9 protein-coding genes, 1 tRNA gene and 3 pseudogenes are annotated in these 12481 nt (G+C 51.3%); 5 read left to right on the forward strand and 8 right to left on the reverse strand.

The window, feature by feature from the left end; all coding sequences use genetic code 11:
* Positions 1–70: 70 nt before the first annotated feature.
* The 3 genes from POF45_RS25455 to POF45_RS25465 all read right to left on the reverse strand — a co-directional run bounded on the left by POF45_RS25455 (position 71) and on the right by POF45_RS25465 (position 2815).
* A complete protein-coding gene (locus tag POF45_RS25455; protein WP_259501235.1) occupies positions 71–1042 on the reverse strand; it encodes a magnesium and cobalt transport protein CorA in 972 nt (323 codons plus the stop codon).
* A gap of 145 nt (positions 1043–1187) precedes the next feature.
* Positions 1188–1910: a 1-acylglycerol-3-phosphate O-acyltransferase gene (locus POF45_RS25460; protein ID WP_259501238.1), complete on the reverse strand. Its 723-nt coding sequence runs from the start codon at positions 1908–1910 to the stop codon at positions 1188–1190.
* Between the two features lie 215 nt (positions 1911–2125).
* Positions 2126–2815, reverse strand: coding sequence for a crotonase/enoyl-CoA hydratase family protein (locus POF45_RS25465; RefSeq protein WP_259501240.1), 690 nt, complete (start codon positions 2813–2815; stop codon positions 2126–2128).
* Positions 2816–3124: 309 nt separating this feature from the next.
* Here POF45_RS25465 and POF45_RS25470 point away from each other — a divergent pair.
* Positions 3125–3214 (forward strand) — tRNA-Ser (locus POF45_RS25470).
* A gap of 233 nt (positions 3215–3447) precedes the next feature.
* Here the strand turns inward: POF45_RS25470 and POF45_RS25475 are convergent.
* The 3 genes and pseudogenes from POF45_RS25475 to POF45_RS25485 form a co-directional block, all read right to left on the reverse strand.
* Positions 3448–3679, reverse strand: a pseudogene (locus POF45_RS25475) (site-specific integrase); the annotation flags it as partial.
* Positions 3619–3792: a hypothetical protein gene (locus POF45_RS25480; RefSeq protein ID WP_282317475.1), complete on the reverse strand. Its 174-nt coding sequence runs from the start codon at positions 3790–3792 to the stop codon at positions 3619–3621. The gene POF45_RS25480 and the pseudogene POF45_RS25475, both read right to left, overlap by 61 nt.
* Before the next feature lie 90 nt (positions 3793–3882).
* Positions 3883–5058 (reverse strand): hypothetical protein, encoded by a 1176-nt coding sequence (locus tag POF45_RS25485; protein ID WP_282316994.1) that lies wholly within the window; start codon positions 5056–5058, stop codon positions 3883–3885.
* A 291-nt stretch (positions 5059–5349) separates the two neighbouring features.
* Here POF45_RS25485 and POF45_RS25490 point away from each other — a divergent pair.
* Both POF45_RS25490 and POF45_RS25495 read left to right on the forward strand, forming a co-directional pair.
* Positions 5350–5563 (forward strand): annotated as a pseudogene (locus POF45_RS25490) (phage terminase large subunit family protein); the annotation flags it as partial.
* 35 nt (positions 5564–5598) lie between these two features.
* Positions 5599–6607: pseudogene (locus tag POF45_RS25495) on the forward strand (phage portal protein).
* 91 nt (positions 6608–6698) lie between these two features.
* Here the strand turns inward: POF45_RS25495 and POF45_RS25500 are convergent.
* Together POF45_RS25500 and POF45_RS25505 are read right to left on the reverse strand one after the other, a co-directional pair.
* On the reverse strand, positions 6699–7145 hold the full coding sequence (locus tag POF45_RS25500; RefSeq protein ID WP_282316995.1) for an N-acetyltransferase: 447 nt from the start codon (positions 7143–7145) through the stop codon (positions 6699–6701).
* Positions 7146–7211: 66 nt separating this feature from the next.
* Positions 7212–9314 carry a P-loop ATPase, Sll1717 family gene (locus POF45_RS25505; protein ID WP_282316996.1) on the reverse strand — a complete coding sequence of 701 codons (2103 nt, stop codon included), beginning with the start codon at positions 9312–9314 and terminating at the stop codon, positions 7212–7214.
* 1080 nt (positions 9315–10394) lie between these two features.
* On the opposite strand from POF45_RS25505, the gene POF45_RS25510 reads away from it, so the two are divergent.
* Together POF45_RS25510 and POF45_RS25515 are read left to right on the forward strand one after the other, a co-directional pair.
* On the forward strand, positions 10395–11159 hold the full coding sequence (locus POF45_RS25510; protein WP_282316997.1) for a hypothetical protein: 765 nt from the start codon (positions 10395–10397) through the stop codon (positions 11157–11159).
* A complete protein-coding gene (locus tag POF45_RS25515; protein WP_259501264.1) occupies positions 11159–12409 on the forward strand; it encodes an AAA family ATPase in 1251 nt (416 codons plus the stop codon). Before POF45_RS25510 ends, POF45_RS25515 begins: the two co-directional genes overlap by 1 nt.
* Positions 12410–12481 lie beyond the last annotated feature (72 nt).

The following is a 12481-nucleotide window of genomic DNA, read 5'->3' on the forward strand; positions in this document are numbered from 1 at the left end:
ATAGGTGACACGCTGGAGATCATTGTGGGAGCGAGCTTGCTCGCGATTTTTTCAGGCGCCTCGGTCTTGACTACAGCCACCCCGACCTTTTGAAACTCGCCCACAAACTCACACAACCCACACTGATAAAACCCAACACCGCAAAATACCCGTAGTGCCAACTCAGCTCCGGCATGTTCTGAAAGTTCATCCCGTAGATCCCGGCCACCGCCGTCGGGAATGCCAGAATCGCCGCCCACGCTGCAAACTTGCGCTGCACCACGCTCTGGCGTGACGCCTCCAGCAACACCCCCACCTCGATCGTCTGGCTCGCGATATCCGCCAGAGTGGTCAGGTCTTCCATCTGCCGTGTGACATGAATCTGCACATCGCGAAAGTACGGGCGCATGTTCTTGTCGATGAACGGGAAGCTCAGCTTCTGCAGTTCTTCACCGATTTCCACCATCGGCCCGGCATAACGGCGCAAGCGCAAAACGTCCCGGCGCAGACCGTGGAGTTTCTGGATATCGCGCTCATTCAACGCACTGCACAGCACGTTGCGCTCCAGGTCATCGATCTCGGCATGAATCGCCTCGCCCACGGGCTGGTAGTTTTCGATCACAAAGTCGAGGAGGGCATAGAGTACGAAATCTTCCCCATGCTCTAGCAACAGCGGACGCGCCTCACAGCGCTGGCGGACATGGGCGTAGGACGCCGAATGGCCGTTGCGCGCGGTAATGATGTAGCCCTTGCCGGCAAAAATGTGAGTCTCGATGAACTCCAGCTTGCCCTCATGGCGGATCGGCGAATAGGTGACGATAAACAGCGCATCGCCGAAGGTTTCAAGTTTGGGGCGACTGTGTTTTTCCAGGGCGTCTTCGATGGCCAGTTCGTGCAGGTTGAACTGGCGTTGCAGGTTGCTCAGCTCCTGGGCGTTCGGCTCTTCGAGGCCGATCCAGACAAAGTGACCCGGCTTGGCCGCCCAGGCGGCGCCTTCGTCGAGGGTGATATTGGTGACTTTCTTACCGGCGCTGTAAACCGCAGCAGCAACAACTCTACCCATGATGTTGGTTCACTTCTTATGAGCGTTTTAGATGAAAAGATGGCAGTGCCAGGCAGTGCTCAGCTTAGCCTTGTCTGCTGCTTGAGAGTCAGCAAACTGTGCAGAGTTTGCCGGCAAAAGAAAACCCGCACTGGGCGGGTTTTTTTCAGGCGGCTTGCAGTTGCCGATCCATCGTGGCGATGCATTCGCGCATCTGTTCACGGCATTGGGCTATCAGCATCGGCATGTCGTCCATGGTCAGTCCGGCTGTAGGAATGGCCGGCAATGAGCGAATCAGGATCTTCCCGCTGCGCCAGCGATTCAAGCGCATGTGCTTGACGTAACTGCTGACGCACACCGGGACAATCGGTACACCGGCGGCAATCGCCATCTGGAACGCGCCTTTCTTGAAGGGCAGCAACTCCTCGCCCATGTTGCGCGTGCCTTCGGGGAAGACCCAGATCGACGTGTCCTTGTGTTGCAGGGTATGAGTAGTCGTCAGCATCGACTTGCGCGCCTTGAGCGCGTTGCCCCGGTCGATCAGCACATTGCCAGCCAGCCAAAACAGCTGTCCGAACAGTGGCACCCATTTCAGGCTCTTTTTACCGATGCAAACGGTGCGGTAGGGCACCACATTGCCGAACACAAAGAGATCGTAGTTGGACTGATGGTTGGCGACGATCACACAGCTCTCGGGTTTATCCCTCAACCCCCGAACGTCGGCTTTCACGCGCAAACGCAAGATACACATCGCCGGCCACGCATACAGCCGCGCGCACAAACGACTGTTGTCCGGGTTGAACGGGCGGCACAGCCCGAGAATGACCCCCAGCACTCCAGCCAGAACAAAGTGCAGGCCCATCAATAACATACGAAACACAAACAGCATTTACAGGCCCCACCGGGACAAAAGGTGGCGCAGTGTACGGATGTGCACTGTTTTCGGCAATTGCCGCTATAGAGCGGGGAGATAGGCGATGTTTAAGCGCATGTTTCAGGTCTGCGGGTCAGACCCGGCCTAGAGCGGTTACAGACTTTTAAACACGGCGCGTAAGAAAAAGCCCAACACGACGGTCGGGCTTTTCGTTGTAGCTGTTTTCGGGCTCAGCCCATGTGTTCCTGATCCTGGATGATCGCGTTGTCCAGCGTCTCCAGCAGCGCCTTGCGCACTTTCAGCTTGGTGTTCTTGTGGGCGGTCATGTTGATCTTCTTCAACTGACGCGCCGCCGCCAACGCAGCACCTTGCAACTCTTCAGCCGACACCACCAGATCCAGGAAGCCGGCAGCCACGGCGCTCTGCGGGTTGAACATCTCGCCATTGATCACCGAGCGATGTAGCGCCGAATTGCTCAGGCGATCACGCGCCAGCTCGATACCGGCGTGGTGCATGGTCATGCCGATCTGCACTTCGTTCAAACCGATGCTGAACGGGCCATCGACACCGATGCGGTAATCCGCCGACAACAACAGAAACGCACCCTTGGCCACCGCGTGCCCAGGGCACGCGACGATCACCGGGAACGGGTGCGACAACAGACGACGGGCCAGGGTCGAACCCGCCGTCACCAGCGCCACCGCTTCTTTAGGACCGGCCGTCATCACCTTCAAATCGTAACCGCCCGACAAAATGCCCGGCTGACCGGTAATGATCACTACCGCACGATCAGTTACCGCCTGATCCAGCGCCGCATTGAACGCAGCAATCACGTCCGGGGAAATGGCATTCACCTTGCCATTGCTCAACGTCAGGGTCGCGATACCGTCTTCGAGGTGGTAGGAAATCAACTCACTCATGACGCTATTCCTTGTATGAAAGTTGAAGCAGACGTTACCCACCGCCGCAGGCCAGGTAAAGCGCCGTGACTGACCCGCCAGTCACCCTTTTCCGGTCCGCCCAGCGTAGCCCGCCGCACCGGCCATGCATTCCCTTCTATATAGAAGAGGGCGCGAAGCCAGAGATTGGCGGGTTTGCCATGGTCTGCCGCCACTCGAAAGACCGAACCGCGTTAACCGCATGAAAATTCTCAAAAAAATGTTTGCCATAAGAAAAGCTTTCGACTACATTAGCGCGCCTCGACAGACAGAACTTGTTTGAAGAGATACGGTGAAGTGTCCGAGTGGCTTAAGGAGCACGCCTGGAAAGTGTGTATACAGGAAACTGTATCGAGAGTTCGAATCTCTCCTTCACCGCCACATTCAGTAAACACAAACCCCTGATTTTCCTAGAGAAAGTCGGGGGTTTGTGGTTTCTGGCGTCTGGAAAAAGGCGATATGGAAGGAATATGGGCTGATGTTTTGGTCAGCGTTTGCTCATTCGCATAGGCAAGAATCGAGGACGGAACGTCAATAGACTTTTTCGGTCAGGCGCATTTTATAAAGGCCCCAACCGATCTCCGATGAGAAAGGTCTTCATTTTTCTACGCCCTTTGCTCCGCAATCCAGTCAATCGACACCAATCCCGTGGTCAACAACTGACTGCTGTAGGTATGCCGACACTGTCCTGCCCCGCGATACCGAATCCCGGCTGCATTCAAGTGAGCCTTGAAAAATCGGACCCGCACGACGAAGTCACTGACATGTGGCAAACCGCTTTTTGTTCAGTCAGACGAAGTGCAATTTGTATTGCCGCACGGTGTTGTTATCCCGTTCAGCGATATTTCGCAGGTTTCATGCGTGATGCTGTCTGCCGTGGTGGTGTCGATCAGGGCTCTGTTGGTTTGCGCTTCGGCGGCGCCTTCCTTGACCCGCATGCCGTGGAGATAATCGGCCATGGTTTTGCCTACGCAGTAAATGAGATGACAGTGCACAGACTGCCGCGCGCCCCCCGGATGGGCTAGAGCAGAGGTTTGTATGGGAAACTGCTACAGGGAGTCGGCTTCATCAATTTTATCGTCTTTGGTGGGACGACGCACCTTCTCCCAAACAACTTTGGCGTTGTTGTAATCAAGGTAGATATATCCATTTTTGGCGGGGCCCTCTGCTTGTAAAACAATCGGGTTTTCAGCCCTTTGGCCCATTACGATCTGCGGTTTTTGCCCGAATTTCGGAAGGCCAACAAGGGGGTTTTCGCTACCATGTTTGGGAGAGTATCCTTGCTGTTTGGTATTGCCACTTCCAACGCTCATGAATCTTCTTCCCAAATGATCAAGAGCCTTGGTGTGTATATTTTTAATAAGGTCTATGTCACCTGCTATGAAATTTTTTGCGTATTTGCTTTCCTTCAGTTCGCTTGCATCTATTCCTGTGGTTCGGATATCAGCTCCTTCGTCCCACCAAATTCCGGTGTCGTTATCTGCGAATCGTGTATTGATGAATGTAGTGATTTCTTGTTCGCCTCCGTTGGTGTTGTCTTTTATGTCTGCACGAAACTTTGTTTGCAAATTTTGATACCATTTTGAATGAGTATTAGCTTTTGTGGCTTCTGAATCTTTTAATTTTTTATGGTTGTTCCACTCGATATCTGTTTTTTTGCCTTTTGACCCATATGGGTCGAAAAGCTTAAAATTTCTTGGACTCAAAATCGTCATTGCACCGCTGTACATAACAATTTTTTGAACATTTATCTCAGAGAGGGCATCAAGAACATTGTTGATGCTGATCTCATATTGATCTTCAACCGCTAAATGACATGCTAGAAATACAATTTTCTTGAATTTTTTTTTCGAAAGCCCAAGGCATTTTATCACCCAAGCCGCCACATCTCCTGGAGAGTAACCTCCAATTCCAGTGCTTCTGTTTCCATGAGCATTTATATAAAGGCATATCTCACTGTCATCATCGGGCGCCTCTACGTTTACTCCGATAGGGGGGGATGAAGAACTTACACCAATATTTGGGGCAATGTTTTGGATGTCTGGTTTGTTTGTGCTCAGTAATAACGCTGGGGCCGAAAGCGCTTGGGGGGTTACGGCCCCATGAAATCTGTAGACTTTGGCGTTTTTGCCACCTTTTGCAAGTTTGTAAAATAGAGAGCCAGAGGATTCATGTATATCATTATCGCCGCTATCTTTAATTATCATGCAGATGATGTAGTGCATGTTTAGACTCCTTTCTACTATTTATGGAAGGTTAGGGTAGGGTGTAGGGGAGTTTGTCATTGGGTTGAAAATCCAAGACTTATTACTCAGCTAAGCATGCAATTCCTGTTTCTTCCACAATCTAATGAACTAGAGCATCAATTGAACGTATACCGGGTCATGCTATATGTATTTTTTGTTCAGGTAGGGATCGTGCAACCGTCAGGGCTTAGTCAGCCTTCAGTCAGCATGTCGTCGTGAAATTCACCTGCCTCAATGGCGCGCAGCAGATCCAACTGGGTAGTGGCAGCGAAACCCCGCCGGGTCCTCAAGGCCCACGACATGATCCACAAGGGTAGATGCCGGCTGGACCGACATGGCTCAGTCGCTGATGGCGATTCGCAAGACGATCACCGCCGGCGGACGCCAGTACACCTACACCGCAGGGCGCAACGACAACACCGGTCACGCCGATTTGGCGTGGGCGCTCTTTCACGCATTGCACAACGAACCGCTTGAGGGGTAGACCGCGGCCAATACCGGGCGTATGGAGATTTACTGATGACCGAACAACTCACCAACCAGACGTTGCCCGCGACCATACCCGTCACCGGCGCCGGGACTCAGGTGTTTTCCTTCGGCGAACCGACGCCGGTTCTGGGTGGATGGGAGGTTTTCGATTACTTGGGGTGCTGGTTCAACGGGCGATGGTATGAGCCGCCGTTGTCGCTGGACGGGCTGGCCCGCTCGGCGGGGGCGAGCGGGCATCTGAATTCGGGGCTGATGTTCAAACGCAATCTGTTGAGCAAGACGTTTATCCCGCATCCGCTGCTGTCGCGGGCTTCGTTTGAGCAGTTTGCTTTGGACTTTCTGTGTCTGGGCAATGGCTACCTTGAGGGGCGCCGCTCGCGGTTGGGCGGGGTGCGCAAATTGGAAACGCCGTTGGCCAAGTACATGCGCGCCGGACCGGAAGGGCAATTCTACCAGGTGCGTGGGTGGAAGGACGAACATGCCTTTGGCCCGGACAGCATTTTTCATCTGCGTGAGGCGGATTTGCACCAGGAGATTTATGGACTGCCGGAGTGGATCAGTGCTTTTGCAGTCGGCGCTGCTGAACGAGTCGGCGACGTTGTTTCGGCGCAAGTATTACGAGAACGGCAGTCATGCCGGGTTCATCTTGTACATGACGGACGTGGCGCAGACCGAGGCGGATATTGATGCGTTGCGCAAGGCATTGAAGGAATCGAAGGGGCCAGGCAATTTCCGGAATTTGTTCGTCTATCCGTCGACCGGCAAGAAGGACGGAATTCAGCTGATCCCCTTCAGTGAGGTGGCGGCTAAGGATGAATTCAATTCGATCAAGAATCAGACGCGAGATGACGTGTTGGCCCGCCTGCGAATTCCACCGCAGTTGATGGGGATTGTTCCGCAGAATGCGGGCGGGTTTGGGTCAATCAGAGATGCGGCGCTTATTTATGTCAGTAACGAGCTGGAACCGCTTCAGACGCGAATGTTGCAACTAAATGATTGGCTCGGAGAAGAGGTAATACGATTCAAAAAAACGAGTTAGCCCCGATTAACATGGGCTTGCATTATACTGGCGCACTTTCGGGATCGCAGATACATAAATAGCACTATATTATAACTGAAGTCGGGGTCGGCTATAGTGACATATTTGTAAATTCTTTTGTTTTTTGCTTTCGGTCAAGTGTGCACGCTACATTGAATACTGTACCCAATAGATGATTGTGGGGACCATGCCCCTGAAGGCCAAGCCTTCTTCCAAATGCCTCTGAGTTTTCGTTGGTGCACTCCATCCCGATTTTACTGTAGCCAAGAGTTGACGCGCATTCGACTAGAAACTCCATAAAGTTCCTGCCATAGCCCCTACGACGGTCTTTGAAACCAATTCGGGCAATTACCAAGGTTTCTGAGTCCCAAATGCCGCCCGGAGGTGGTGTAACACGCAGGTAAAATTCGTAATCTTCTCCATGTGCATTCACGGTATGTCCCATCACTGATTCGCCAAAGCTTTTTGAGTTGGAGAATTCCCGAGAAAGATAAACGGTGAGAAGAGCCAAAATTTTGTTGGCATTCTCCTCGGCCATCTTTCGTGCGGTGTTATTCTCATCGAAAGTATTAAGGCTATGTTTTAAAATGAAGTTTTCTATTTTCTATTTTCTTTTCGGTTTTCTGGTATAGGTTGTTTTTAGTTGTAGGTAGTTTCTTTCGTAGTTGTCAAGTAGTGAAAACATTAATCTATCGATTGCATCATGTTTTTCGGGGTTTCTAAGTTTTTGTAAAAGTTTGCATAAGTAGCGGGCTGGAAGTTTGATAATTAAGGTGGAATGGGACTTGTGCATTTCACGGACCCAGTCTAGCTCGGTTCCCGTCATGTGCTCGTCTTCGTCCCTTGTTATTATGAAACCTAATTTTCCGTATGGTCCGGTCAAGTAGGATTGAAGTTGCCGATATTCATCAGGGCCGAGGCCAGAGTAGTTTTTCGAATCAAATACAACATGGCGAACTTTATAGTCCTCATGGACGCGCTTCCAAAAGTCCGAGCCGGAGCGATTGGTGCCAACAATGTCCCTGCGTTGAACTGCTTGACCATTTGGTGCTAATTCAAGATTGATGAGGTGAGAAGCGAATATGATGCGCAATGTATCAAGGCACCAGTGTTCGAACTCTCTCGCACCCTCTCGGCCTAAAGGTATTTTATCTAGCTGTGAAACAGTTTGTCCTATTTTAATCTTTCGAATTTCTGGTGTTACAGATTGTACTATGATGTCGTATTCGTCATTAATTTCCTCTGCTTCTTCGGGAGCAAGTGCATTGCGGGAGAGGTTTAAACCCAGCCAATAACAAGGGTGAATTAATATTTTATCTCGACTCTCGAACCCTTTGTCTGGGGTCCTTCCATCGTGACAAAATGAAAAGGCCGAAGTGTTGCTGTCGTGGGTGCCAATGAAACCTACACTGTACAGAGACTGAAGAAGCCCGCTCGCTTGTAGAATTCTTGTTTCCGCTAAAGACTCATGGTTGCTAGTGTCCTCACTTGAGTCTATGTGATGTTCCATTGCCTCAATAGCGCTTCCTACCAGTAATTCAGGCTCTCCATCTTTGAATGAGCTGGTGACCAGTTGTATTGATGGAAATATTTTTGAGTATTCTTTCCAAAGATCCTCGAGGCGTGCTACGGATATGGATTGTGCGGCATGATCAAGATCTTTTATGATTGCAGTTTCTCTTGAATGCCGCGCAGCACAAAAAAATGTCTCATTTAATAGCGATAATAGGTCGCGAGGTCTATATAAGGTGAACTGTAAGCACTTTTTAAAGCCGTCGCGTCCTTGAAGTTCACCAGCAGTGACTCTATCCCAAACCTTTTGATCTTTTTCAACGGCTATGTTGAAAGATAGCTTCATGCGTGCTGTAACTAATGTAAGAAGCTGTGCCCAATCCCAATGGAGGCGTATTACTTGTCCTTCGATATTTCTTGAGTAATCGGGGTCTTCTTTTGCAAGTGTCCGATATATGTTGTCACGAAGGAAAACTATAGGTCTAATTAGGTGGGATCTTTTGTTTAGTTCAATCGCTGCGTAGGTCAGGCCCGCGATCATTCCTATTCCCACGGCATCGGATTCATATCCTTCGTCTAGTCGATCCATCAGCACAACAACTCGCCGATCCGCCTTATCGAAAAGTCCCAAAACTTTTTCTTCTACCTGGCTTAATTCAAGGTTGCCTGGAAGATCTCCAACCGCTTCTTCTTGGTGAATTGAGGTTAAGAATAATTTCGCGATGTTTCGGCACTTGGTTAGATAACCGCTTTTCGTTTCGTTCCATCGTGTGAGGTGTGAGCTAAGAAGGCTGTCTCGTTCTATTAAGGAGCTTAGCTTGTAGTTTGAGGAGACGTAATTCGCCATCTCCATAAGTATTGTGTATTTCCACAATAATTTTGTAACTGCTCTGGAAAGATTAAATGATTCTGCAAAGGGCTTAAGTAATGATCGAAATCCAATTATTTCTGTGTCTTCTGGAGAGAAGCATATAACGATTACTTTTTTATCTTTTTTCCAATGTTTCTGTAGTTCAATATATAAAGCGCTCTTACCTGTTCCTCTGCGTCCGACTACGACGGTCCTATCATCTGACTCAATTAGTGAGCGAAAGTCGGCGGTGGCGACGAAAGCATCTGACAACATCCGACTATCATTTTCTGCTGTTGTATCTCCTAGAGAGTTAGCTCTTATTGGTTGAGTAATACTATTCATTATCTCGCTCTCCTTAGCTTGGGTTGGCGGCTGGCTTTTTATGATGACTTTTGATCGCAACATATTGTCTCTCTGCCCAATCAAGACGCACCTTCATTGGCGGCCTACATTTCAGCATTGCCAATTTTCTGAAATATATCCTGAAAATAGACATGAAAAGGCCTTTCGAAAGAATTTTTTCAAAGTAACCATCTGTTGGCGGCGCGCGCCGTCGTCCCCCACCTCGCCTGCGGGCTAAATAGGTCTTTTTTCCGCAGTCCTACACGAGGCCGAACGCGGGCAGGGCTGGCTGGTGCCATGGTGATCGAGTGAGGCAAAAAGCCCGCGAATCCCTGCGAAGGGTAGGGCACCTGATGCGTCTTCCCATGCTCGTTTGTTCGCCAGGCATGAGTCAGCGTTCGGCGCCGATTTTCAGGAACGCAGTCTGAAAAAAGTAATGTGGTAATTCGGATATCGGAGCACTGCTGAAAGCCCCGTATTCATTGGCTTTCTGGATTACTTTAGAAAATAATTTCGAGTAATGAAAAAGGTAATGTAATCGTAAGCGACTGTTTTATAAGGGATACAGAAAAATAAAAATTACTTCCTTAAAAGGTAATTGTCTTACCTCTACGTTACTTAAAAATTACCTTCTGCCGATCCTTTGCAGGCCAGTTAAATCAAGGCTCTCAGGCAGATCAGCGGATCAAGTTACCAAAGTTGCTTTTTTCGGTGCCGCTCCTGAAAAACGGATAACCCCTGTAGCCCGGCTCTCCTTCACCGCCACATTCAGTAAACACAAACCCCTGATTTTCCTAGAGAAAGTCGGGGGTTTGTGGTTTTTGGCGTCTGGAAAAGAGGGTATGGGAACAATATGGGAATACCGGTCAATTCTTTCAGCCGTTTTTAGAGTTGAAAACTGAGACGTCTGAAGAATGTTTCCGTACAAATCCAGGGCGATGGTGATCAGCGACCATAATCTGATTTTCCCTTTTGCCGATTTCATACAACTGCAGCATTGTATGGCGTCTGTTACACGCCTCCATTTCCGTCTTTCACCATCCCTGATGTAAGCTCGCTGCTCGTGATAAGCACGGCTGGATGAGAAAACCATGGATTGCTTTGAAAGCCCTGCTTCAGGAATTGTTCTCAATGAACTCTCCTGAACCCAAACCCCTGCTAGCTCTTAATCCAGACAGTAAATACAAAAGCCTTGGGACATTGTCCAAAACGGTTATCGCGACTGCCTTGTTAGTGGCAGCCGTTTCGGGTGCTGCTCTTTTCATGTCCGGCTCGGGTTTCTTTGCCGCGCCTCAAGGCGACTCCGTCAGCAGTGCCGAGCAACAGGCGCGCATCGCCGCCCTCAACGCGCTGGGCGCATTGTCGCTGGCCATCGTTCCTGCCGCTGATGTGCCCGCCGCACTGCAGAGCATGCATCTCGACCCGTCGGCAACGGCGGCTCTGGTCACGGAGCTTGCCCCGCATTTGCCAGTGGCTCCTGGAAACACGCCCTCGGCCGATGTCCAGCAAGTACCTGGCGGCGCAGTCCCCGACAGCAGTGCACTGCCGTCTCCCGCCACCGAGCCATCCATCCGTTTTGCCTGGGTCACCTTATGGGACTCTGATGTGGAGGACGGTGATGCCGTGCGTATCCAGAGCGGTGGTTATTTGAGGACTGTCATGCTGACCAAACAGGGCATAACCTTTGCCATACCCGTTCCCGCCGATGGAAAAATAGCCCTGACAGGTGTCCAGGATGGCGACGGTGGTGGTATCACCGTCGGCTTGGGATCAGGTGGCGTCAAGGCCGTCCTGCCGATCATGAGCGTTGGTCAGATACTCACCTTGAACGTCAAGGCCAACTGATGCGTTGGCTGAGTTCGCTGGCGATACGGCTGGGGCCGATCGCATTTGTCGTGATGACGCTTGTGGTTGTCGCGCAATTCTGGATGCAACATCACCCCAACAGTACCGATATCGGTCAGTACGGGCAGGATGTCGCTGATTTTCTGCATGCGCATGCCTGGACCCTGCTCGCGTTTGCGGGTGTTTTCTGGCTGGTCACGTTTGCAGGGCTATTCCATGAGCAAGAACGCCGCAAAAGCCCTAATGTCAGCAAAGGAAATCGGATCATGGATGCACTGGACAGGCTCACAAATCGCCAATCGCTGGAACAGAAGCTGGCTCGGGAACCCGAGTCCGTGGTCATCGACTCGGAAAAGCTGGCTGCAGCGCTCAAGAGCAAGGTCATTGGCCAGGACGCGGTCTGTGACGACATGGCCGCTCAGATCAGGCGGCGCCTCGCGCTCAAACAGCGCAACAAGCCTGTCGGCGTTTTCATCCTGGCCGGGCCACCGGGGACCGGTAAAACCTACCTCGCCAAATGCCTGGCAACCGAGTTGCAACGCAATCTGTTGCACTTCGACATGACCCAGTTTTCCAGTGGTGCGCATGCCGCCACGCAACTGTTTGGTGCATCCAAAGGCTATGTCGGCTCCAATACCTACGGCAAATTGACTGCTGCGTTGCGCGATACGCCGGATGCCGTGGTGCTGCTGGATGAAATAGAGAAGGCGCACCCGGATATTCACAAGAATTTCCTGACGGCCTGGAACGATGGGTTCGTGACCGAGGCCTCCGACGGTCGACAGATTTCGACGGCCAACGCCATTTTCATCATGACCACGAATGCCGCTACCGATGCCCTGCAGTCGCTGGGTGTCACTTTCGCCAACGATGCCGATGAGTTGCGTCGCGCCTCGACCAATGCGCTGCGCGAAGTGGGTTTTGCGCCGGAAGTGTTGAACCGTATCGACCGGATCTTTGTGTTCAGGTCGCTTTGCGGTCTGGATGTCGCTCGTGTCACCGCGCTTGCAATCGAAGCCATGATCCAGAGCTATGGACTGGAGGTCGCAGCCGGTGGTATCGACTCGGATATCCTTGTCGACATGATGCGTCGCCAGCAACGGCTGGGGAGTGGTGCATCGTCACGCGATCTGCTGCGAGCGGTTGAAGAGTCGATTGCCGACACGCTGATCGACGCTCGAGAACAAGGCCACACGAAAGTGGTGTTGCTCTCGGTTGATGGTTACGTTATCGCCAAACCCGAACTATGAATCCAGTGTTGAATGATGGCAAAGCTGTGTTCAAGTCGCTGTGGGCTCGTGCTCCCTGGTGGCGTACTTGCC

The sequence above is a fragment of the Pseudomonas fungipugnans genome (assembly GCF_029955235.1).
GTDB classification, from domain to species: domain Bacteria; phylum Pseudomonadota; class Gammaproteobacteria; order Pseudomonadales; family Pseudomonadaceae; genus Aquipseudomonas; species Aquipseudomonas fungipugnans.

Coding starts and splice junctions, on each gene's coding strand:
- POF45_RS25455 (WP_259501235.1), bottom strand. CDS start 1,042: ATGGGTAGAGTTGTTGCTGCTGCGGTTTACAGCGCCGGTAAGAAAGTC.
- POF45_RS25460 (WP_259501238.1), bottom strand. CDS start 1,910: ATGCTGTTTGTGTTTCGTATGTTATTGATGGGCCTGCACTTTGTTCTG.
- POF45_RS25465 (WP_259501240.1), bottom strand. CDS start 2,815: ATGAGTGAGTTGATTTCCTACCACCTCGAAGACGGTATCGCGACCCTG.
- POF45_RS25480 (WP_282317475.1), bottom strand. CDS start 3,792: ATGGCCGATTATCTCCACGGCATGCGGGTCAAGGAAGGCGCCGCCGAA.
- POF45_RS25485 (WP_282316994.1), bottom strand. CDS start 5,058: ATGCACTACATCATCTGCATGATAATTAAAGATAGCGGCGATAATGAT.
- POF45_RS25500 (WP_282316995.1), bottom strand. CDS start 7,145: ATGGCCGAGGAGAATGCCAACAAAATTTTGGCTCTTCTCACCGTTTAT.
- POF45_RS25505 (WP_282316996.1), bottom strand. CDS start 9,314: ATGAATAGTATTACTCAACCAATAAGAGCTAACTCTCTAGGAGATACA.
- POF45_RS25510 (WP_282316997.1), top strand. CDS start 10,395: ATGAGAAAACCATGGATTGCTTTGAAAGCCCTGCTTCAGGAATTGTTC.
- POF45_RS25515 (WP_259501264.1), top strand. CDS start 11,159: ATGCGTTGGCTGAGTTCGCTGGCGATACGGCTGGGGCCGATCGCATTT.